The following is a 21,928-nucleotide window of genomic DNA, read 5'->3' as shown; positions in this document are numbered from 1 at the left end:
CGCGGTTGAATGGACGGCGATGACCACCTTCGACGACCGGCTGGACCACGTGCTCGGGGCCAAGACCGCCGAGGCCCTGGACAAAGGCCTGAACCTGCGCACCGTCGGCGACCTGCTCCGGCACTATCCGCGCCGCTACGCCGAGCGCGGCGAGCTGACCAGCATCGCCGGACTGGAGATCGGCGAGCATGCCACCGTGCTGGCCGAGGTCCGCGCCACCACGGTGCGCCGGATGAAGACCAAGTACGGCTCGATCGTGGAGTCCACGATCACCGACGGCCAGCGGGCGATGACCATCGCCTTCTTCAACCAGCCGCACCGGGCCAAGGACCTGGTGGTCGGCAAGCGCGGGCTGTTCGCGGGCAAGGTCACCTCGTTCAACGGCGCGCTCCAGCTCGCCCACCCCGACTACAAGCTGCTCGGCGCGGACGAGGACGACTCGGTCGCCGACGAGTTCGCCCGCGGTCTGATCCCGGTCTACCCGGCCAGCAAGGGCATCGAGACCTGGGTGGTGGAGAAGTGCGTGCGCCAGGTCCTGGACCAGTGGGACGGCGCGGAGGACCCGCTGCCGGAGGTGGTGCGCGCCCGGCACGGCCTGGCCGACCTGTCCGGCTCGCTGCGCAAGGTGCACCGGCCGGCCGACTGGGCCGAGGTGACCAGCGCGCGCAACCGGCTCAAGTGGGATGAGGCGCTGGCCGTGCAGCTCGTGCTGGCCCAGCGCCGGATCGTCTCCGGCGCCCGCCCCGCCCCGCGCTGCGCACCCAAGCCGGAGGGCGTGCTCGCCGACTTCGACCAACAGCTGCCGTTCCAGCTCACCGCCGGTCAGCAGGAGGTCGGCGCGGCGGTCGCGACCGATCTCTCCGGTGAGCACCCGATGAACCGGCTGCTGCAGGGCGAGGTCGGCTCCGGCAAGACCATCGTCGCGCTGCGGGCGATGCTGCAGGTGGTGGACGCGGGCAGGCAGGCGGCCATGCTCGCTCCGACCGAGGTGCTGGCCGCCCAGCACGCCCGCTCACTGGCCGAGATGCTCGGCGACCTGGCCCGCGCGGGCGAACTCGGCGCCCCTGGGCACGCCACCCGGCTCACCCTGCTCACCGGCTCGATGAGCACCAAGGAACGCAAGCAGGCGATGCTGGACATCGCCTCCGGCGCGGCCGGGATCGTGGTCGGCACGCACGCGCTGATCCAGGACAAGGTCATCTTCGCCGACCTCGGCCTGGTCGTGGTGGACGAACAGCACCGCTTCGGCGTGGAACAGCGCGACGCGCTGCGCACCAGGGCGAGCGAGGGCACCAGCCCGCATGTGCTGGTCATGACCGCCACCCCGATCCCGCGCACGGTGGCCATGACCGTTTACGGCGACCTGGAGGTCTCCGCGCTGCGCGAACTGCCCCGCGGCCGCTCCCCGATCAGCACCAACGTGGTGCCGACCGCGGAGAAACCGGCCTGGCTGGACCGGGTCTGGCAGCGCATCACCGAAGAAGTCCGCGCAGGTCACCAGGCATATGTCGTCTGCCCGCGGATCGGTGAGGCCGAGGCCGAGGACGATATCGACGGCGCCGACGACCCGAGCCTGGAGCCGCCCAAGGAGGACAAGGGCGGCAAGAGCGACCGCCGCCCGCCGCTGGCCGTGCTGGACGTGGCCCCCGCACTGGCCGCCGGACCCCTCGCCGGGCTCAACGTGGGCATCCTGCACGGCCGCCTCGCGCCGGAGGACAAGGACACCGTGATGCGCGGCTTCGCCGACGGCAAGGTCCAGGTCCTGGTCGCCACCACCGTGGTCGAGGTCGGCGTGAACGTGCCCAACGCCACCGTGATGGCGATCATGGACGCGGACCGCTTCGGCGTCAGCCAGCTGCACCAGCTGCGTGGCCGGGTCGGCCGGGGCAGCGCCGCCGGTCTGTGCCTGCTGGTCTCCGAGGCGCCCGGCGGCACCGCCACCAGGGAACGCCTGGACGCGGTAGCCGCCACCACCGACGGCTTCGAGCTGGCCCAGATGGACCTGGAACTCCGCCGCGAGGGCGACATCCTGGGCACCACCCAGTCCGGCGCCAAATCCACCCTCAAGATGCTGTCCCTGCTCCGCGACGAGGACGTCATCGCCACCGCCCGCACCGAGGCGGTGGCGCTGCTCACCGAGGACCCGGAGCTGCGCGCCTACCCCGGCCTGGCCTCGCTGTTGCAGTCCCTGGTCGACGCGGAGAAGGCCGAGTACCTGGAAAAGGCCTAGCCCATCGCCTGGACCTGGCCCACCGGCCAGATCCGGATCACCCAGTTCTCCACCCCGTGCGCGTAGGACCCCGGTCCGAGCGCCTGGATCTCGGCCCGCCCGCGGGCGGCCGCGTCGATCCGGTACCGCCCCGGCACCGGCAACGACAGCCGCGCGGTCTCGCTGACCGTGACCACCGGCCCGAGCACCAGCTGCGCGCTGCCCGCCAGCACCTCCACCGCGCCCTTGGCATCCCAGCCCTCGGCGGTGGAGCGCAGCGGCTCGCCGTCCCACAGCTCCACCCGCACCGCCGCGTAGTGCGTGCTCGCGGCGCTGCGGAAGACCGCGTGCCCCAGATCGGCGTGCACCAGGTCGCGGTCCACCGGGTCGGGTGGCAGGCTGGGCGCCGGGCCGCGTTCGTCGTGCAGCGTGAAGTGGTCGTTCTCCACCAGAACCGACTGGGCGATGCTGGACACGACTCTTGCCATCACGACCTCTGCTCGTCCGGCCCCCCTGCGTACGGGGGGTCACTGTGCGCGACGGACCTGGGCGGGTCAACGTCGTACCCGTCCACCGGAGGTTTTGCGCGGCCGAACGACCCAGTTGAGGGCCGGTTGCGCACATCGGGGGAGACGCCCGTCACCTGGGATGGTTCTCCCGACTGGCGGGAGTAGCGCGATACGGTGCTTCGGCTGGCCTGTCCGCCACCAGGAGGAGCTGGTTATGTTCCGGAAGGTCCTTGTCGCCAACCGCGGCGAGATCGCTATCCGCGCGTTCCGTGCGGCATACGAACTCGGCGCTGGCACTGTGGCCGTGTTCCCGCATGAGGACCGCAACTCGCTGCACCGGTTGAAGGCCGATGAGGCCTACGAGATCGGTGATCCGGGACACCCGGTGCGGGCCTACCTGTCCGTGGAAGAGGTGATCAAGGCCGCGCGCAAGGCAGGCGCGGACGCGATCTACCCCGGCTACGGCTTCCTCTCGGAGAACCCCGACCTGTCGCACGCCTGCCGGGAAGCCGGCATCACCTTCGTGGGCCCGACCCCCGAGGTGCTCCAGCTCACCGGCAACAAGGCCCGCGCGATCGCGGCGGCCAAGGCGGCCGGACTGCCGGTGCTCGGCTCGTCCGCGCCCTCGGCCGACGTCGAGGAGCTGCTGGCCGCGGCCGACGGCGTCGGGTTCCCGGTCTTCGTCAAGGCCGTCGCCGGTGGTGGCGGACGCGGTATGCGCCGGGTCGAGCAGCCTGCGGCGCTGCGCGAGGCCCTGGAGGCGGCGATGCGGGAGGCCGAATCGGCCTTCGGCGACGCCACCGTGTTCCTGGAGCAGGCCGTGGTCGAACCGCGGCACATCGAGGTGCAGATCCTCGCCGACGCCGCCGGCAACGTGATCCACCTCTACGAGCGCGACTGCTCGGTGCAGCGACGGCACCAGAAGGTCATCGAGATCGCGCCCGCGCCCAACCTGGACCCCGAGTTGCGGGCCCGGATCTGCGCGGACGCGGTCGCCTTCGCCCGCCAGATCGGCTACGTCAACGCGGGCACCGTCGAGTTCCTGCTGGACCGGCAGGGCAGGCACGTCTTCATCGAGATGAACCCGCGGATCCAGGTCGAGCACACGGTGACCGAGGAGGTCACCGACGTCGACCTGGTGCAGGCCCAGATCCGGATCGCCGCCGGGGAGACCCTGGCCGACCTCGGTCTGACCCAGGAGTCGATCGTCCTGCACGGAGCGGCGCTGCAGTGCCGCATCACCACCGAGGACCCGGCCAACGGCTTCCGCCCGGACACCGGCCGGATCACCGCCTACCGCTCGCCCGGCGGCTCCGGGGTGCGCCTGGACGGCGGCACCACCTTCGCCGGCACCGCGATCTCGGCGCACTTCGACTCGATGCTGGTCAAGCTGACCTGCCGGGGCCGCAACTTCGCCATCGCGGTGGCCAAGTCCCGGCGCGCGGTGGCCGAGTTCCGCATCCGCGGCGTGTCCACCAACATCCCGTTCCTGCAGGCGGTACTCGACGACATCGACTTCCAGGAGGGCCGGGTCACCACCTCCTTCATCGAGCAGCGCCCGCACCTGCTGACCGCCCGGCACTCCGCCGACCGCGGCACCCGGCTGCTCACCTACCTCGCCGACGTCACCGTCAACAAGCCCAACGGCGTCCGGCCGAGCACGGTGGACCCGGCGCAGAAGCTGCCCTTCGCCGACCTCAACGCCACCCCGGCCGCGGGCACCCGGCAGAAGTTGATCGAACTGGGACCACGCGGCTTCGCCGACTGGCTGCGCGGCAACGCCGCGGTCGGCGTCACCGACACCACCTTCCGGGACGCGCACCAGTCGCTGCTGGCCACCCGGGTCCGGTCCAAGGACCTGCTGGCGGTGGCCCCGCACGTGGCCCGGCTGACCCCGGAGCTGTTCTCGCTGGAGTGCTGGGGCGGCGCGACCTATGACGTGGCGCTGCGCTTCCTGGCCGAGGACCCGTGGGAGCGGCTGGCCGCGCTGCGCGAGGCGGTGCCCAACATCTGCCTGCAGATGCTGCTGCGCGGCCGCAACACGGTCGGCTACACGCCGTACCCGGAGGCGGTGACGCAGGCCTTCGTGGAGGAGGCCACCGCCACCGGCATCGACATCTTCCGCATCTTCGACGCGCTCAACGACGTCGAGCAGATGATCCCGGCGATCCGCGCGGTGCAGGACACCGGAACCGCGATCGCCGAGGTCGCGCTCTGCTACACCGCGGACCTGTCCGACCCGAACGAGAAGCTGTACACGCTGGACTACTACCTGCGGCTGGCCGAGCAGATGGTCACCGCCGGCGCGCACATCCTCTGCGTCAAGGACATGGCAGGCCTGCTCCGCCCGCCCGCCGCGGCCACCCTGGTCTCGGCGCTGCGCAAGGAGTTCGACCTGCCGGTGCACCTGCACACCCACGACACCCCTGGTGGCCAGCTGGCCACCTACACCGCCGCGATCGCGGCCGGGGTGGACGCGGTGGACGGCGCGGCCGCCTCCATGGCGGGCACGACCTCCCAGCCCGCGCTGTCCGCGATCGTCGCGGCCACCGACCACACCGAGCGCGAGACCGGTCTGGACCTGCGCGCGGTATGCGACCTGGAGCCGTACTGGGAGGCGGTGCGGCGGATCTACACCCCGTTCGAGTCCGGCCTGCCCTCGCCGACCGGCCGGGTGTACAGCCACGAGATCCCCGGCGGCCAGCTCTCCAACCTGCGCCAGCAGGCCATCGCACTGGGCCTTGGCGAGAAGTTCGAGCAGATCGAGGCCACCTACGCCGCCGCCGACCGGATGCTGGGCCGCCTGGTCAAGGTGACCCCGTCCTCCAAGGTCGTCGGCGACCTGGCCCTGCACCTGGTCGGCGCCGGGGTCGCGCCGGAGGAGTTCGAGGAGGAGCCGGGCCGCTTCGACATCCCGGACTCGGTGATCGGCTTCCTCTCCGGCGAACTGGGCGACCCGCCCGGCGGCTGGCCGGAACCCTTCCGCACCAAGGCCCTGGCCGGCCGCAAGGAACCCCGCCGGGTGGCCGAGCTGACCGAGGACGACCGCCGCGGCCTGGAAACCGACCGCAGGCAAACCCTCAACCGGCTGCTTTTCCCCGCCCCCGCCAAGGAGTTCACCACCCACCGCGAGGCCTACGGCAACACCAGCGTGCTGCGCAGCAAGGACTTCTTCTACGGCCTGCGCCCAGGCGAGGAATACTCGGTCGACCTGGAACCCGGCGTCCGCCTGCTCATCGGCCTGGAGGCCATCGGCGAGGCCGACGACCGCGGCATGCGCACGGTGATGGCCACCCTCAACGGCCAGCTCCGCCCAATCGCGGTCCGCGACCGCTCGGTCGCCGCGGACGTGCCCCAGGCCGAGAAGGCCGACCGCGGCAACGCCGACCACGTGCCGGCGCCCTTCGCCGGGGTGGTCACGCTGACCGTCGGCGAGGGCGATGAGGTGGAGTCGGGCCAGACCGTGGCCACCATCGAGGCGATGAAGATGGAGGCCGCCATCACCTCGCCGAAGGCGGGCACCGTCAAGCGCCTGGCCATCGGCAAGGTCCAGCAGGTCGAGGGCGGAGATCTGCTGATCGAACTCGGCTGACCCGGACTCTCCTGATCGAAAACTCTCCCCTGGCCAGGCTCCCGGCCAGGGGAGAGTTTTGCGTCCGGCCCGCGCGCGCGTGTTGGCCGTTGTGGGCGGCGTGTTGGCCGTTGTTGTACGGGGTGTTGGCCGTTGTGGGCGGGCGAAGCCCGAAAACCGGTGGCGGGGGTGGCTTTTCAAACATCCCCCGAGCGGTTCCCCATCCCCGTCAGCCTGGAGAGGACACACCGCATCCTGGGCAAGCGGCCTGCAACCTGCTTCCGCGTGCCCGCCCAACCGCAACGGGCTGCTTGCCCAGGATGTGGTTTGGTATCGGAGGGCTGACGGGGATGGGGAACCGCACACGAGCACTGCTCTTTGCCTTTGATCTTCTCCCCCCATCCTTTGATTTCTGCCCGTCCGGCGAGGACGCACTTGATCTTCGCTCTTGCCTTTCAACCCGAAGATCAAAAAAGGATGGCCTCGCCGGCCGGGCAGACCACCGGAGGGGTGGGGCAGATCAAACCCCGGGGCAAGCGGGTTGCGGGGCGGGGTTTGGGCTGCCGACTCGAGACCCAGCGTGGCTCCGAGGGCTCGCGTGTTCTCCGTACGGCCTTCCGCCAGCCAACCACACCCCGATGAGCGGCCCCCGTCACGTTGGGTGGGTTTGGCGGCGGATTGTGTTGCAGGGGCCACTCATCGGGGTGTGGTCTGCATGCTCCAGGCCGTACGGAGAACACGCGAGGGCCCTCGTCGTGGGGGTTTCACCCCCTGCCCCGTCCCGTAACGGCCAACGTGGCGTACGACAACGGCCAACGCACCGTCCATAACGGCCAACTCACCGTCCACAATGGCCAACATGCCGGGCTGGGATGGCTGGTGCTCGGGGGGCTTGGCTCGTCAGTGGGGAGGGGTGTCTTTCTGGGGGTGGTGGGTGCGCATCTTGGTCAGGTGTTGTGCCGTTCGTTGGGGGTCTGTGGCCTTGCCGGTGCGCAGCTGGTCGGTGATGATCTCTCGGTCTGGCTCCGGGATGGGTTCCAGTGTCAGGCGCAGGCCGAGTACGGCTGCCAGCTCGGCGATCGTGCCCAGCGTTGGGTTGACGTTGCGGGCCGACAGCAGTCTGCGCACCGAGGCGGGTTGAGCGCCGATCGCGCGGGCGAGGTCCGCTTTGGACAGACGTTCCCGGTGCAGGGCCTCGTCGACCGCGTGGACGATCGCGTCGACGGTCGCGATTCGCACGGACTCGGTGATGTACTCGCGCAGGAACTCCGGATCCTTCAGGTCCTCGGCCAGATCAGCCCAGAACTGATCACTCATCGGGATCCCCTCCCTCGCTGCCGGGCGTGTCATATATGTTACGCCTCCGGCCTGATCGGGCTGGCCAGCGATGATGGGCACGTGACGCGGATTGTGGCTGGGGTGGCGGGTGGGCGGCGGCTGGCCGTGCCGCCCAAGGGGACGCGGCCGACTTCGGAGCGGGTGCGGGAGGCGTTGTTCAGTGCGCTGGAGGCGGCGCTGGACCTGGACGGGGCGCGGGTGCTCGATCTCTACGCGGGGTCGGGGGCGCTCGGGCTGGAGGCGCTTTCCCGGGGGGCGGGGCACGCGTTGTTTGTGGAGTCCGACCGGCGGGCCGCGGACGTGCTCCGGGCCAACATCGCCACGGTCGGGCTGCGGGGCGCCGAGGTCAGGGCGGCCGCCGTCGGCGCCGCGCTCGCGTTGCCCGCGGCCGCGCCTTACGACGTGGTCTTCGCCGACCCGCCCTACGCCGTGGACGGGGCCGCGCTGACCGCGGCGCTGGCGGCGCTGGTGGCTAACGGATGGGTCACGAACGGGGCGCTGGTGCTGGTCGAGCGGGCCGCTCGGGACGGGGCGGTGGACTGGCCGGAGCCGCTGGTGGAGCTGCGTACGCGCAAGTACGGGGACACCGCCGTGCACTGGGCTGAGTGGGCCTGACGCAGGGTGGCGTTCGAAGAATCATCCGCCATCTAGCAGGGATAACGCCGACGAACCGGTGCTTGCTCGTGACGGCGCGCAACAAGGGGGCCCGACCGTCGCTACAATGGAACGCGTGCCAAGGGTCGAGGCCCGGGATTGAACCCCCGAGTTCCGCCGGCATCAGGCTCTCCCCCGAATCCTGACGGCTGTGGCTTCATTGCCCCCGCCGACTGTGATGACCGTTGCGAAAGGGCGTACGTGGCAGCCGCAGAAACCGCAACTCAACGCTCCAGCGTCGCCAAGGCGAGCAAGTCCGCTTCAGCCCAGGCTGCTGACGCCGAGGAGACTACCACGCCGGGCACGGCGCGGAAGAGCGCTGCGAAGCCGGCCGCGGCCAAGAAGCCAGCGGCCAAGACCACCAAGGCGGCCGGGGCCAAGGCCCCGGCGAAGAAGACCGCGGCCAAGGGCGGTCCGGCTGCCAAGGGCGCGGCCAAGGGCGCCGACGGCGAGGAGCAGCCGGGCGAGATCGAGGAGATGCCCGGCGACGAGGAGCTGGTGGACGAGGCCGATCTGGTCGTCGTCGACGAGCCGGTCGAGGAAGAGCCCGCCGAGGAGGAGCCGCAGAAGTCCGGCGACTTCGTCTGGGACGAGGAGGAGTCCGAGGCGCTGCGGCAGGCCCGCAAGGACGCCGAACTCACCGCCTCGGCCGACTCGGTCCGCGCCTACCTCAAGCAGATCGGCAAGGTCGCCCTCCTCAACGCGGAGGAGGAGGTCGAACTCGCCAAGCGGATCGAGGCCGGCCTCTACGCGGTGGAGCGGCTGCGCAAGGCCGAGGAGGAAGAGGAGAAGCTCGTCGCCCAGATGCGGCGCGATCTCCGCTGGATCGTCCGGGACGGCGAGAAGGCCAAGAACCACCTGCTCGGCGCGAACCTCCGCCTGGTCGTCTCGCTGGCCAAGCGCTACACCGGCCGTGGCATGGCCTTCCTGGACCTGATCCAGGAGGGCAACCTGGGTCTGATCCGCGCGGTGGAGAAGTTCGACTACACCAAGGGCTTCAAGTTCTCCACCTACGCCACGTGGTGGATCCGGCAGGCGATCACCAGGGCCATGGCCGACCAGGCCCGCACCATCCGCATCCCGGTGCACATGGTGGAAGTGATCAACAAGCTCGGCCGCATACAGCGTGAGCTGCTCCAGGACCTGGGTCGCGAGCCCACCCCCGAAGAGCTCGCGAAGGAAATGGACATCACGCCCGAGAAGGTCCTGGAGATCCAGCAATACGCGCGGGAGCCGATCTCGCTGGATCAGACCATCGGCGACGAGGGCGATTCGCAGCTCGGTGACTTCATCGAGGACTCCGAGGCCGTGGTGGCCGTGGACGCGGTCTCCTTCACGCTGCTGCAGGACCAGCTCCAGTCCGTGCTGGCCACGCTGTCCGAGCGCGAGGCCGGCGTGGTCCGGCTGCGGTTCGGGCTTACCGACGGCCAGCCGCGCACCCTGGACGAGATCGGCCAGGTCTACGGCGTGACCAGGGAACGGATCCGCCAGATCGAGTCCAAGACGATGTCCAAGCTGCGGCACCCGTCCCGCTCGCAGGTGCTGCGCGACTACCTCGACTAGAGCACATCACAGCGCCCGCACAGGGCCCACCGCCGATCGCCGGGGTGGGCCCTGTGGCATTTCCCACCAACGCCGTGAGACCGGTGGCGCACGGCGAGTGGGCTGCTACGGTCCGGCCTTATGAGGCGTGCCGTGTGCCCCGGCTCCTATGACCCGGCCACCAACGGACATCTGGACATCATCGAGCGGGCCGCAGGCCAGTTCGACGAGGTCACCGTCGCGGTCATGATCAATAAGAGCAAGCGCGGGCTGTTCACCGTCGAAGAGCGGATGGACATGCTCACCGAGGCGACCGCGCACCTGACCAACGTGCGGATCGACATCTTCCACGGCCTGCTCGTGGACTACTGCCGCACCCATGACATCCGGGCGATCGTCAAGGGCCTGCGCGCGGTCAGCGACTTCGACTACGAGCTGCAGATGGCCCAGATGAACCATCAGCTCTCCGGGGTGGACACGCTGTTCGTCTCCACCAACCCGCTCTACAGCTTCCTGTCCAGCTCGCTGGTGAAGGAGGTCGCCACCTACGGCGGCGATGTCTCCCACCTGCTCCCGCCACTGGTCAACGAGGCGCTCACCAAGCGCCTGGCCGAGCGGCGGGCCGAGAAGGACCTGGACTAGTCCACAACCAGCTTCATCCCGACGTGGCTCGCGACGAACCCGAGCCGCTCGTAGAACCGGTGCGCGTGCTCGCGACTGGCGTCGGTGGTCAACTGGACCAGACCGCAGCCGCGCCGCCGGGCCTCGGCGATGGCGAACTCCACCATCCGCCGGCCGAGGCCGCCGCCGCGCTGGTGGGTGGACACCCGGACCGCCTCGATCAGCGCCCTGGACATGCCCAGCCGGGACAGCCCTGGGATGAAGGTGAGCTGCAGCGTGCCCGCCACCTCGCCGTCGGCCTCGGCGACCAGCAGCAGCTGGTTCGGGTCGGCGTCGATCGCCTGGAACGCGGTCAGGTAGGCCGGATCGCCCGGCCGCTCCCGGCCGGCGCCCAGCTTGTCATCGGCCAGCATCGCTACGATGGCGGGCACATCCGCCGCCACCGCCCGCCGGAACTCCGGCTGTACCCCAGAAGTCATGGCCCCAAGCCTGCCATCGAAGGTTCAACTCGATGTCTGTTGACGATCATTCGCAATCGTTAGCTTCGAGGCTCATGAGCCAGATCACATCTCGTGCAGTGAAAACCCTGCTCGCCGCCCTGATCACGCTGGCCTCCCTGCTCGTGCCCGTCGCGGGTTCCGCCGTCGCCGACACGCTGTCGGTGAGCGCGGCCTGCGGGGACACCTCCGGGTTCCGGCGATCCAACCTGTCCAGCCTGCCCGCGCAGGCCAGGGACACGGTGAACCTGATCAAGAAGGGTGGGCCCTACCCCTACCCGCAGGACAACACCGTGTTCCAGAACCGGGAGCGGCTGCTGCCGCTGTGCTCGGCGGGCTACTACCGCGAGTACACCGTGAAGACCCCCGGCGTCAGCCACCGCGGCGCCCGCCGGATCGTCAAGGGCAACGCGAACGAGTTCTTCTACACCGCCGATCACTACCGCTCGTTCGTGCTGGTCAACATCAACGCCTAGGCAACCTCCCGGACAAACCTCGGTGGACACGCCCCCGGCTGCGTCACCCGCAAGGCCGGACACGGCACACTGAAGGGGTAACCGTGGCCCAGGGGCGAGGAGTGCGACGTGTACCGGGTGTTCGAGGCGCTCGACGAGCTGGTCACCATCGTCGAAGAGGCACGGGGTGTCCCGATGACCTCCGGTTGCGTGGTGCCGCGTGGCGACGTCCTTGAGCTGTTGGACGACGTGCGTGACGCGATTCCGGCGGAGCTGGACGACGCGCAGGACGTGCTGGACCACCGGGACGAGGTGCTGACCAAGGCCCGCACCGAGTCCGAGCAGTCCGTCGGCTCCGCGCGGGCCGAGGCGGAACAGACCGTGTCGCAGGCCCGGGCCGAGGCCGAGCACATGCTCGCCGAGGCCCGGGCCCGCGCGGAGCGGATGGTCTCGGAGGCCCAGGCCGAGGCCGAGCGCACCGTGACCGCTGGCCGCCGCGAGTACGAGGACCTGGTGGGCCGCTCCCAGGACGAGGCCGACCGGATGATCCAGGCGGGGCGCACCAGCTACGAGCGGGCCGTGGAAGAGGGCCGCGCCGAGCAGGCCCGCCAGATCGAGCAGACCGAGGTGGTGCGGGCCGCGCACGCCGAGGCCTCCCGCCTGGTCGACGCCGCCAACGGCGAGTCCGACCGGCTGCGCAGCGAGTGCGACGCCTACGTGGACAGCAAGCTGGCCGACTTCGAGGAGCTGCTCGGGCGCACCCTGCGCACCGTGACCAAGGGCCGCCAGCAGCTGCGCGGGCCGATCGGCGGGCCCTCCCCGGTGCCCTTCGACTACCAGGACGGCTACCGTGAGGAGGAGGTCGGCGGCCGCACGCGCCGCTGATTTCCATCTGCGCGGGCTTGTCCCGTACGCTGTTCAGGCTGCACGAGTCACGTGTGGCGAGACTCGTATGAAGACTGTGAGCATGTCCAAGCACCACTCAGCCGAACTTCGGCGCACCCCGTCCGGGCCCTGGGTCATCGACACCAGGGATCTTGGCCGTCGCGCCGGCCTCAGCCGCAGGTACCACCGCACGGTGACCACCGAGGGCGATTTCGGCCTGGACCTGATCCGGTTGGCCCCTGGCGAGGAAGTCGAGGTCGACATCCTGGCCGAAGCGGTCGTGGAGGGTGTGCTGATCACCGGGAGCGTGGCCGGTCCGACCACGGCCGAATGCTCCCGCTGCCTCGACGGGTTCACCGGCGAGGTGGAGATCAGGGTCACCGAGCTGTTCGCCTATCCGAACAGCGCCACGGACGAGAGCACGGACGAAGACGAGGTCAGCCGGGTCGTCGACGACCTGATCGACCTCGAACCGGCGGTGCGCGACAGCCTGTTGACCGCGCTGCCGTCCTCGCCGCTGTGCGCGCCGGACTGCAAGGGATTGTGTCCGGAGTGCGGCGGCAAGTGGGCCGATCTCGGCCCGAACCACACGCATGAGACGATGGATCCTCGCTGGGCCGCGCTACAGAAGCGGTTCGGCGGGACCGAGGAGGAGAACTAGTCGTGGCCGCTCCGAAGCGCCGTATGTCGCGGTCCAACACGCGTTCGCGGCGGGCCCAGTGGAAGGCCACCGCGCCGACGCTGGTCGCCTGCGAGAACCGTGCGTGCCGTAAGCCCAAGCTCCCGCACACCGCTTGCCCCACCTGTGGCCAGTACGACGGCCGCCAGGTCGCCCGGCCGGCCTGACCGGGCGGGCAGGCATGGGAAGCAAGGGATCCCGAGGCCAGCCAAGTGACCGCAGCCTGCTGCTGAAGGCGCTCGGCGTCGATCTCGACGCCGAGCTGTTCACCCTCTCGCTGACCCACCGCTCGTACGCGTACGAGAATGGCGGGTTGCCCCCCAACGAACGGCTTGAGTTCCTGGGGGACGCGGTGCTCGGACTGGTGATCACTGATCATCTCTACCGCACCCACCCGGATCTGCCGGAGGGCCAGCTCGCGAAGCTCCGGGCCAGCGTGGTGAACATGCACGCGCTGGCCGGGGTGGCTCGTGAGCTGGGCCCCGGCGGACTGGGTGCGCACCTGTTGCTGGGCAAGGGCGAGGAACTCACCGGCGGCCGGGACAAGGCGAGCATCTTGGCCGATGGGCTGGAAGCCGTGATCGGCGCGGTCTACCTGCAACACGGGGTGGAACCCGCGCGCGACCTGGTACACCGGTTGTTCGACCGTCCGCTGGCCGAGGCCCCGTTGCGGGGTGCGGGCCTGGACTGGAAGACCAGCCTCCAGGAGCTGACCGCGGCGGCCGCGCTCGGTGTGCCCGAGTACCGGGTGGACGAGTCCGGGCCGGACCACCGCAAGGAGTTCGTGGCCACCGTGCTGGTCGGCGGGCGCGGACTGGGCAACGGCGACGGCCGGACCAAGAAGGAAGCCGAGCAGAAGGCCGCCGAGGCGGCTTGGCGCACGCTCTCCGAACAGGTCCGGGTGGCCGCCGAGGAGAAGGCGGCCGCCGCCGAGTCCGCGGCCGCGGGCAAGGCGGACGGCAACGGCAAGGCCGCGGGCTAGCTCCCGGCCGCCTCGTCCGCTCGGCTGCCGCCAAGTTCACATCGGCTTCACTCAAAGACGCGTCAAGGGCACTTGACGCGTCTTTGACGTTTTCCCGAGCTGCCTGACACCAGCCACTGAGGTTCGCCCGTCTACGGGCCGCTCAGGGGCCGTTACGGGCTTTCTGGTGGCGTTCGGGTGGGTTACTCAACAGCGTTGTCAACGACTCGGCCGGTGAGCGGAGTACGGGGAGGGAGTCGGAGTGCCTGAGCTGCCCGAGGTGGAGGTTGTCCGGCTGGGCCTGGACCGGCATGTGGTCGGCCGCACCATGGCCGCGGTCGAGGTGCTGCACCCCAGAGCGATCCGGCGGCATGAGCCGGGGCCGCTGGACTTCGCCGGCCGGCTGGCCGGGCGCGGGCTGGTCGCGGCGGTGCGCCGGGGCAAGTACCTGTGGCTGGAACTCGACGGGCGGACCGAGGCGCTGCTGACCCACCTCGGCATGAGCGGGCAGATGCTGGTGCAGCCGGTGGGGGCGCCGGATGAGAAGCATCTGCGGGTGCGGATCAGCTTCGCCGACGGCGGGCCGGAGCTGAGGTTCGTCGACCAGCGCACCTTCGGCGGGCTCGCGGTGACCGAACTGGCCGAGGTGGATGGCACGTTGCTGCCGGATCCGGTGGCGCACATCGGCCGGGACCCGATGGATCCGGCCTTCGACCCGGAGCGGGCGGTGGCCGCGCTGCGGGCCAAGCGGACCGAGCTGAAGCGGGCGCTGCTGGACCAGACGCTGGTGTCCGGCATCGGCAACATCTACGCGGACGAGGCTCTCTGGAGATCTCGGCTGCACTGGGCCCGGCCGACCGCGGGCCTGACCCGCCCGGCCGCCCGGCGGGTCCTGGACGCCGCCACCGAAGTCATGGCGGAGGCATTGGGGGCAGGCGGGACGTCCTTCGATTCACTCTACGTAAACGTGAACGGACAGTCGGGATACTTCGACCGTTCGCTCGCAGTTTACGGAAAGACTGGGCAGCCGTGCCCGCGCTGTGGGACGCTGATCGCGCGTGAGCCGTTTATGAACAGGTCTTCGTATTTCTGCGGGGTTTGTCAGCGGCCCCCGGTTACCGGTCAACGTTAAATCTATCCCAAGTTTCTCTGGGAGAAATGTCAACTTACGCCTAAGTAGTTTACGCCACGCTGTTTCATTTTGTGAACTGCTTAGTTCCGTGAACAAAAAAAGTGGGCGAGTCCGAGAGCCGGACCGCCCACCCCTTGGTGCAGTTGATCTTGTTGTCAGCCTGACTTCAACTGGCTGCGAAGCTGGCTGGTCGCCCACTCGAAGCTGGTCGCAGGGCTGGGCTCACCTGGGCGAACCGACAGCTCCTTGATGCTGTCGATCAGCATCAGGACCGCCCGGACCGACGGGAGGATCATCTGACCCTCCCTGGTCAGCCGTGCGCCCGCCGGATCGCGGGTGAACAGCTTGGTCCCGAGGGACTGCTCTAGAGACTTGATCTGGTAACTGATTGCGGGCTGTGAATACCCGAGGGACTTCGCCGCCAGGTCCATACGGCCGAGGTCCGCAATCGAGACGAAAGCCCGGAACTCCCGCTCGTGCATTGTTTCTCCCCAGTGTCGCGCTGCGCTAAGGGCCCCACGTGTCCGGGAGAAGTGCCCCGGATCACGCCATAATGAGGACATTACCAACGGCTCATGTGGAAGTCCACCGTTTGGGTACCCGTACCTCCGAGCGGAGTACAAAGTTACTCCCGGTTCACTACTGTGTGCCGCGAGACGCCGCTAAGTAGTGAGCAGATCGGGCAAAGCGCCGGACAACCGGCGCTGGGGAACGCCGAACACTCGTTCGCCTAGTACGTCATCACAGTCGCATCTCGGGGCGGTATATGTCCAGCCACACCGTTATGTCGAGCAGCCGCTCCAGGAACGCTCTGGTAGCCCGGTCGATCAGCGCGGGGTCGGTGGTGGCCACCGCGCGCACCCAGTCCCGCTCGATGATCTCGAACACGGTGGCGTCCCGGCGGCTCAGCAGCTCGTGCAGCTGGTCCTGCACCGCGAGCAGGTACTTCACGTCCTGGGTGGACGGGTAGGGGCTCTTGCGGCGCTCCAGCACGGTGCTGGGCAGCAGGCCCCGCGCGGCCCCGCGCAGCAGGCTCTTCTCCTTGCCGTCAAAGGTTTTCAGCGCCCACGGCGCGTTGTAGACGTACTCCACCAGGCGGTGGTCGCAGAAGGGCACCCTGACCTCCAGCCCGGCGGCCATGCTCATCCGGTCCTTGCGGTCGAGCATGTTGGTCAGGAACTGGCTCAGGTGCACGTGGCAGATCCGGCGCAGCCGCTGCTCGTGCGGGTCATCGGTGTCCAGCACCGGGGCCTGGGCCAGCGCGTCGGCGTAGCCGCCCACCAGGTGGCCGGGGATGTCCATCCGGGCGGCCAGGCCGGCGTTGATCAGCGGGCGGGTCTGGCTCTGCGCGCCGCCGATGCCGGCGATCCACGGGTAGATCGGCGCCTGCTGGGCGGCCTGGTCGTGCTGCCACCAGTACCCGGCGAAGACCTCGTCCGCGGACTCGCCGGAGAGCGCGACCGTGGAGCGGGCCCTGGCGGCCTGGAAGAGCAGCAGCAGCGAGACGTCCATCTCGCCCATGCCGGTGGGCAGGTCGCGCGCGGTGACCGCGGCCGCGCGGTTCTCCGGGGCGGCCAGCGCGGTGTGGTCCAGCACGAGGTCGGTGTGCTCGGTGCCGACGTGCCGGGCGACCTGCCGGACGAACGGCGCGTCCAGGCTGTCCTGCAACACGTGCGGCACAAAGCCGTCCTGCTCGCCCGCGAAGGAGACCGCGAAGGTGCGCGGGATCTCGCCGCGCTCGTGCAGCACCTCGGCGGCCAGCGCGGTGAGCACGCTGGAGTCCAGGCCGCCGGAGAGCAGCACGCACTGCGGCACGTCGGCGATGAGCTGGCGGCGCATGATGTCGTGCAGCAGCTCGCGCACGTGCTCGACGGACTCGGCGGTGTCGTCCAGGTGCGGCATCGCCTCGACCCGCCAGTACACCCGCTCGCGCAGCCCGTTGTGGTCCAGCACGGCCAGGGTGCCGGGTTTCAGCTCGCGCATGCCGTGCCAGACCGCGGAGCCGGGCACCTTGACGAAGCCGAAGATCTCCCGCAGCCCGTCCTCGCCCAGCGCCTTGCGCGCGAGCGGGTTGGCCAGGATGGCCTTGGGTTCGGAGCCGAAGAGCAGGCCGTCGGCGGTGGGGTAGATGAACAGCGGTTTGACCCCGAGCCGGTCCCTGACCAGCAGTAACCGTTCGGTCCGGTCGTCCCAGACGGCGAAGGCGTACATGCCGTTGAGGTGCTCGACCAGGTCCTCGCCCCACTCCAGGTAGGCGGTGAGCACGACCTCGGTGTCGCTGGCGGTGCGGAAGCGGTGGCCGCGGCGCTGGAGTTCGGCACGCAGTTCGCGGTGGTTGTAGACCTCGCCGCTGTAGGAGAGCGCGATCGCGCCAGCGGGGGTCTCGGCGATCATCGGTTGCGCCCCGCCGGGCAGGTCGATGATGGCCAGGCGGCGGTGGCCCAGCCCGGCGTGCCGGGTGGTCCAGATGCCCTCGCCGTCGGGGCCGCGAGGGGCCAGGGTCGCGGTCATGGCACGGAGGGTGACCGTTTCGGCGGTCAGCTCCCGGTCGTAGGAGACCCAGCCGGTGACTCCGCACATGACGCGCCTCCTCGCGCTTGGCCCCCAGCCTTGGCTGGGAAGTTACCTACTTCTGAGTCGGGTTGGTTCCGCCGAGCAGCCCCCTTCTCAGACGAGTGAGTCGGCCAGCCGCATGCATGCGGAACGTAACCGCATCCGACCATCGGACCCCCTCGATGGGTGGAAAACGGGCGAGAGGTGGGTCACCGGGCGCGTAAAGATCACGTCAATGCCACCGTCAGGGGCGTCAAGGAGTCATCAGGCCCGGTCAGCGGCCTGAACCCGGCATGCACGCTGGCGCCCGTTGTCGAACTACCTAGTCGAGAGGGGAGCGCGCAGATGGCCGACCTGGCCTACGCGGTGCTGCTGATCGGTGGCTTTCTTGTGCTGGCGCTGACGTTGCGCGGTCTGGAGCGACTGTGACTACCGCCGCTGTGTTCAACCTGGTGGGCGGGGTGGTCGCGCTGTTCCTGCTCGTCTACCTGTTCGTCGCCCTGATCCGACCGGAGAAGTTCTGATGACCTCCCTGTGGACCGGCCTGATCCAGGTCGGCCTCCTGCTCGTCGCGCTGGCGGCGGCCTACCGCCCACTGGGCGACTACCTGGCCCGGGTCTATGAGGACAAGAAGCACTGGCGCGTTGAGCGTGGCCTCTACGCGATCGTTCGGGTGAACCCGGACGCGGAGCAGCGCTGGACCACCTACGCCGCCGGTGTGCTCGGCTTCTCCTTCGTCTCGGTGGTGCTGCTCTACCTGTTGCAGCGTTTCCAGGGCTGGCTGCCCTTCGGCTTCGACCGGGAGATCAACCCGGCCACCGCGTTCAACACCGCGGTCAGCTTCGTGACCAACACGAACTGGCAGTCCTACGTGCCCGAGCAGGTCATGGGGCACTCGGTGCAGCTGGCCGGGCTGACCGTGCAGAACTTCGTCTCCGCCGCGGTGGGCATCGCGGTCGCGGTGGCGGTGGTGCGCGGGTTCACCAGGGCAAAGACCGACCGGCTCGGCAACTTCTGGGTGGACCTGGTGCGCGGCTGCGTGCGGGTGCTGCTGCCGCTCTCGATCGTGGCCGCGATCGTGCTGCTCGCCTTCGGCGCGGTGATGAGCCTGTCCTCCGGCGTCACAGTGACCACCCCGGACGGCCAGCAGCACGTGCTGGCGCTGGCCCCGGTGGCCAGCCAGGAGGCGATCAAGGAACTGGGCACCAACGGCGGCGGCATCCTCAACGCCAACTCCGCGCACCCGTTCGAGAACCCGAACTCCTGGACCAACCTGTTCCAGATCTTCCTGATCCTGCTCATCCCGGTCGCGCTGACCCGCACCTTCGGCAAGCTGGTCAAGGACGTCAAGCAGGGCTACGTGCTGCTCAGCGTGATGGGCCTGCTGTTCGCGATCATGACGACGGTGGCCTGGTGGGCGGAGAGCAACCCGAACGGGATCGCCTCGCTCGCCGCGGGTGGCGCCATGGAGGGCAAGGAGGTCCGCTTCGGCATCCCGGGCTCCTCGCTGTTCGCGGTGGCCACCACCGGCACCTCCACCGGCGCGGTGAACTCGCTGCACGACAGCTACACCGGTCTCGGCGGCGGGGTGGCCCTGCTGAACATGCTGCTCGGCGAGGTCGCGCCCGGCGGGGTCGGCGCGGGCCTGTACGGCATCCTGGTGCTCGCCGTGATCGCGGTGTTCCTGGCCGGGCTGATGGTCGGCCGCACCCCGGAGTACCTGGGCAAGAAGCTGGGGCGCAAGGAGATCACCGCCGCGGCCATCGCCATGCTGGCCATGCCGACCGTGGTGCTGATCGGCGCCGGGCTCGCGCTCGCGCTGCCGGAGACCGCCGGTGCGCTGAACAATCCGGGCGCGCACGGGCTCTCCGAGGTGCTCTACGCCTACGCCTCGGCAGGCAACAACAACGGCAGCGCGTTCGGCGGGCTGACCGTCACCAGTGACTTCTTCCAGGTGAGCCTGGGACTGGCGATGCTCTTCGGCCGGTTCATCCCGATCCTGGCCGTGCTCACCCTGGCCGGATCCCTTGCCCAGCAACGGAAGGTGCCGCCCTCGGCGGGCACCCTGCCCACCTCGGGCCCGCTGTTCGCCGGCATGTTGGCCGGCACCGTCGTCCTCGTCGCCGCGCTGACCTTCCTGCCCGCGCTGGCCCTCGGTCCCATTGCGGAGGCCCTGTCATGACCGCTCCCACCAGGGAACACCCGCAGCGCACACCCGCCGAGTCGGCGCACGTGCACGCCGAGCGCACCGGCCGGGTCTCCGCCGGGGTGTTCAACCCGCGGCAGCTGCTGATCTCGCTGCCGGACGCGCTGCGCAAGCTCGACCCCCGGCACCAGCTGCGCAACCCGGTGATGTTCGTGGTGTGGGCCGGTTCGGTGCTCAGCACGGTCTTCGCCGTGGTGCAGCCCGGTGTGTTCAGCATCGCCACCGCGGCCTGGCTGTGGTTCACCGTGCTCTTCGCCAACCTGGCCGAGGCGGTGGCCGAGGGCCGGGGCAAGGCGCAGGCCGAATCGCTGCGCAAGATGAAGACCGACACGGTCGCCTTCAAGCTGTTGCCGGGACTGAACGTGACCGGCGCGGCCAAGGCCACCAGCCTGACCGTGGAAGAGGTCGCGGCCAACCGGCTCGCCCCCGGCGATCTGGTGCTGGTCGAGGCCGGACAGGTGATCCCGGGCGACGGCGACATCGTGGACGGCATCGCGACCGTGGACGAGTCGGCCATCACCGGTGAGTCCGCGCCGGTGATCCGCGAGTCCGGCGGCGACCGGTCCGCGGTGACCGGTGGCACCACCGTGCTCTCCGACCGGATCATCGTCAAGATCACCTCCAAGCCGGGGGAGACCTTCGTCGACCGGATGATCGCGCTGGTGGAGGGCGCGGAGCGGCAGAAGACGCCGAACGAGGTCGCGCTGACCATCCTGCTCTCGGTGCTCACCATCATCTTCCTGCTGGTGGTCGTGGCGTTGCAGCCGATGGCGGGCTACTCCGGCTCGCAGCAGTCGGTGATCGTGCTGGTGGCGCTGCTGGTCTGCCTGATCCCGACCACGATCGGCGCACTGCTCTCCGCGATCGGCATCGCGGGCATGGACCGGCTGGTGCAGCGCAACGTGCTGGCCAAGTCCGGGCGTGCGGTGGAGGCCGCGGGCGATATCGACGTGCTGCTGCTGGACAAGACCGGCACCATCACCTTCGGCAACCGGCGGGCCACCGAGCTGCTGCCGGTGGCCGGGTCCACTGTGGACGAACTGGCCGCGGCCGCGCGGCTGGCCAGCCTGGCCGACCAGACGCCCGAGGGTCGCAGCATCGTCGAGTTGTGCGTGCGGGACTTCGGGCTGGCCCCCGAAGCCACCGCGGTGGAGGCGGCGGCCGAGTCGGTGCCGTTCACCGCGCAGACCCGGATGAGCGGGATCGACATCTCCGGCCGGTTGGTGCGCAAGGGCGCGGGCAGCGCGGTGCGGGCCTGGGTCGCCGAGAACGGCGGTGCGATCCCGGCGGACGTCCAGGTGATCGTGGACCGGATCTCCGCCGAGGGCGGCACGCCGCTGGTGGTGGCCGAGGTCGCGGGCGGGAAGGCGTTGGTGCGCGGGGTGATCCGGCTCTCCGACGTGGTGAAGCCGGGCATGAGCGAGCGGTTCGCCGAACTGCGTGCGATGGGCATCCGCACCGTCATGGTCACCGGGGACAACCCGTTGACCGCCAAGGCGATCGCGGCCGAGGCCGGCGTGGACGACTACCTCGCCGAGGCCAAGCCCGAGGACAAGATGGCGCTGATCCGCAAGGAGCAGGAGGGCGGGCGGCTGGTCGCGATGACCGGCGACGGCACCAACGACGCGCCGGCGCTGGCCCAGGCCGACGTCGGGGTGGCGATGAACACCGGGACGGCCGCGGCCAAGGAGGCCGGCAACATGGTCGACCTGGACTCCGACCCGACCAAGCTGATCGAGATCGTGGAGATCGGCAAGCAGATGCTGATCACCAGGGGCGCGCTGACCACGTTCAGCATCGCCAACGACCTGGCCAAGTACTTCGCGATCCTGCCAGCCATGTTCATGGCCATCTACCCGCAGCTGGACTCGATCAACATCATGCGGCTGGCCACTCCGCAGTCGGCCATCATGTCCGCGGTGATCTTCAACGCGTTGATCATCATCGCGCTGATCCCGCTGGCGCTCAAGGGCGTCCAGTACACCCCGTCCAGCGCCTCCCAGCTGCTGCGGCGGAACCTGCTGATCTATGGCGTCGGCGGCATCATCACGCCGTTCCTCGGCATCAAGCTGATCGACCTGCTGGTCGCTCTCATCCCTGGATTCGGGGGCTGAAC

At 69.7% G+C, this 21,928-nt stretch carries 20 protein-coding genes; 15 read left to right on the top strand and 5 right to left on the bottom strand.

What is annotated here, in order from left to right; translation table 11 throughout:
• Positions 1-19: 19 nt before the first annotated feature.
• Entirely contained in the window at positions 20-2,230 is a 2,211-nt protein-coding gene (recG, locus tag ACTOWY_RS15015) for an ATP-dependent DNA helicase RecG (RefSeq protein WP_441310239.1), read from the top strand.
• Here recG and ACTOWY_RS15010 read toward each other — a convergent pair.
• The gene (locus tag ACTOWY_RS15010) at positions 2,227-2,697 is read right to left on the bottom strand and encodes a hypothetical protein (protein WP_441310238.1); all 471 of its coding nucleotides are present in this window, start codon (positions 2,695-2,697) and stop codon (positions 2,227-2,229) included. The genes recG and ACTOWY_RS15010 overlap by 4 nt on opposite strands.
• A gap of 235 nt (positions 2,698-2,932) precedes the next feature.
• Between ACTOWY_RS15010 and ACTOWY_RS15005 the strand changes: the two genes are divergently transcribed.
• Positions 2,933-6,310 carry a pyruvate carboxylase gene (locus ACTOWY_RS15005; RefSeq protein ID WP_441310237.1) on the top strand — a complete coding sequence of 1,126 codons (3,378 nt, stop codon included), beginning with the start codon at positions 2,933-2,935 and terminating at the stop codon, positions 6,308-6,310.
• A gap of 879 nt (positions 6,311-7,189) precedes the next feature.
• On the opposite strand, the gene ACTOWY_RS15000 is transcribed toward ACTOWY_RS15005, so the two are convergent.
• Positions 7,190-7,606, bottom strand: a complete 417-nt coding sequence (locus ACTOWY_RS15000; protein ID WP_441310236.1) for a helix-turn-helix domain-containing transcriptional regulator — start codon at positions 7,604-7,606, stop codon at positions 7,190-7,192.
• Positions 7,607-7,687: 81 nt separating this feature from the next.
• On the opposite strand from ACTOWY_RS15000, the gene rsmD reads away from it, so the two are divergent.
• The 3 genes from rsmD to coaD all read left to right on the top strand — a co-directional run bounded on the left by rsmD (position 7,688) and on the right by coaD (position 10,465).
• Positions 7,688-8,242: a 16S rRNA (guanine(966)-N(2))-methyltransferase RsmD gene (gene rsmD / locus ACTOWY_RS14995; RefSeq protein ID WP_441310235.1), complete on the top strand. Its 555-nt coding sequence runs from the start codon at positions 7,688-7,690 to the stop codon at positions 8,240-8,242.
• Positions 8,243-8,482: 240 nt separating this feature from the next.
• Positions 8,483-9,844, top strand: coding sequence for an RNA polymerase sigma factor (locus tag ACTOWY_RS14990; protein WP_441310234.1), 1,362 nt, complete (start codon positions 8,483-8,485; stop codon positions 9,842-9,844).
• Between the two features lie 120 nt (positions 9,845-9,964).
• Complete coding sequence (gene coaD / locus ACTOWY_RS14985; protein WP_185009160.1) at positions 9,965-10,465, top strand: pantetheine-phosphate adenylyltransferase; 501 nt, start codon at positions 9,965-9,967, stop codon at positions 10,463-10,465.
• On the opposite strand, the gene ACTOWY_RS14980 is transcribed toward coaD, so the two are convergent.
• Positions 10,462-10,923 (bottom strand): GNAT family N-acetyltransferase, encoded by a 462-nt coding sequence (locus tag ACTOWY_RS14980; protein WP_441310233.1) that lies wholly within the window; start codon positions 10,921-10,923, stop codon positions 10,462-10,464. The two genes, coaD and ACTOWY_RS14980, sit on opposite strands and share 4 nt — an antisense overlap.
• A 74-nt stretch (positions 10,924-10,997) precedes the next feature.
• Here ACTOWY_RS14980 and ACTOWY_RS14975 point away from each other — a divergent pair, with 74 nt between their 5' ends.
• The 6 genes from ACTOWY_RS14975 (at position 10,998) to mutM (ending at position 15,053) form a co-directional block, all read left to right on the top strand.
• Entirely contained in the window at positions 10,998-11,417 is a 420-nt protein-coding gene (locus tag ACTOWY_RS14975) for a ribonuclease domain-containing protein (RefSeq protein WP_441310232.1), read from the top strand.
• Between the two features lie 108 nt (positions 11,418-11,525).
• Positions 11,526-12,281 (top strand): DivIVA domain-containing protein, encoded by a 756-nt coding sequence (locus tag ACTOWY_RS14970; RefSeq protein WP_247760609.1) that lies wholly within the window; start codon positions 11,526-11,528, stop codon positions 12,279-12,281.
• 82 nt (positions 12,282-12,363) lie between these two features.
• The gene (locus tag ACTOWY_RS14965) at positions 12,364-12,942 is read left to right on the top strand and encodes a YceD family protein (protein ID WP_441310231.1); all 579 of its coding nucleotides are present in this window, start codon (positions 12,364-12,366) and stop codon (positions 12,940-12,942) included.
• Positions 12,943-12,944: 2 nt separating this feature from the next.
• Positions 12,945-13,127, top strand: a complete 183-nt coding sequence (gene rpmF, locus ACTOWY_RS14960) for a 50S ribosomal protein L32 (protein ID WP_185009150.1) — start codon at positions 12,945-12,947, stop codon at positions 13,125-13,127.
• 14 nt (positions 13,128-13,141) lie between these two features.
• Positions 13,142-13,942 carry a ribonuclease III gene (rnc, locus tag ACTOWY_RS14955; protein ID WP_441310230.1) on the top strand — a complete coding sequence of 267 codons (801 nt, stop codon included), beginning with the start codon at positions 13,142-13,144 and terminating at the stop codon, positions 13,940-13,942.
• 241 nt (positions 13,943-14,183) lie between these two features.
• Positions 14,184-15,053: a bifunctional DNA-formamidopyrimidine glycosylase/DNA-(apurinic or apyrimidinic site) lyase gene (gene mutM, locus ACTOWY_RS14950; protein WP_441310229.1), complete on the top strand. Its 870-nt coding sequence runs from the start codon at positions 14,184-14,186 to the stop codon at positions 15,051-15,053.
• 155 nt (positions 15,054-15,208) lie between these two features.
• Here the strand turns inward: mutM and ACTOWY_RS14945 are convergent, their stop codons facing one another.
• Both ACTOWY_RS14945 and asnB read right to left on the bottom strand, forming a co-directional pair.
• Positions 15,209-15,535, bottom strand: coding sequence for a LysR family transcriptional regulator (locus ACTOWY_RS14945; protein ID WP_086787003.1), 327 nt, complete (start codon positions 15,533-15,535; stop codon positions 15,209-15,211).
• A 259-nt stretch (positions 15,536-15,794) separates the two neighbouring features.
• A complete protein-coding gene (asnB, locus tag ACTOWY_RS14940; protein ID WP_441310228.1) occupies positions 15,795-17,633 on the bottom strand; it encodes an asparagine synthase (glutamine-hydrolyzing) in 1,839 nt (612 codons plus the stop codon).
• Between the two features lie 159 nt (positions 17,634-17,792).
• Between asnB and ACTOWY_RS14935 the strand changes: the two genes are divergently transcribed.
• The 4 genes from ACTOWY_RS14935 to kdpB are packed head-to-tail and all read left to right on the top strand — an operon-like array spanning position 17,793 to position 21,926.
• Positions 17,793-18,035 (top strand): hypothetical protein, encoded by a 243-nt coding sequence (locus ACTOWY_RS14935; protein ID WP_441310227.1) that lies wholly within the window; start codon positions 17,793-17,795, stop codon positions 18,033-18,035.
• On the top strand, positions 18,032-18,130 hold the full coding sequence (kdpF, locus tag ACTOWY_RS14930) for a K(+)-transporting ATPase subunit F (protein WP_185009142.1): 99 nt from the start codon (positions 18,032-18,034) through the stop codon (positions 18,128-18,130). The genes ACTOWY_RS14935 and kdpF overlap by 4 nt, the downstream gene beginning before the upstream one ends.
• Complete coding sequence (gene kdpA / locus ACTOWY_RS14925; RefSeq protein ID WP_441310226.1) at positions 18,130-19,788, top strand: potassium-transporting ATPase subunit KdpA; 1,659 nt, start codon at positions 18,130-18,132, stop codon at positions 19,786-19,788. The genes kdpF and kdpA overlap by 1 nt, the downstream gene beginning before the upstream one ends.
• A complete protein-coding gene (kdpB, locus tag ACTOWY_RS14920; protein ID WP_441310225.1) occupies positions 19,785-21,926 on the top strand; it encodes a potassium-transporting ATPase subunit KdpB in 2,142 nt (713 codons plus the stop codon). Before kdpA ends, kdpB begins: the two co-directional genes overlap by 4 nt.
• Positions 21,927-21,928 lie beyond the last annotated feature (2 nt).

This window comes from Crossiella sp. CA198 (genome assembly GCF_052078295.1).
Lineage (GTDB): Bacteria > Actinomycetota > Actinomycetes > Mycobacteriales > Pseudonocardiaceae > Crossiella.
The sequence above is the reverse complement of the archived record's forward strand: the minus strand, read 5'-3'. Positions and strand labels throughout refer to the sequence as shown.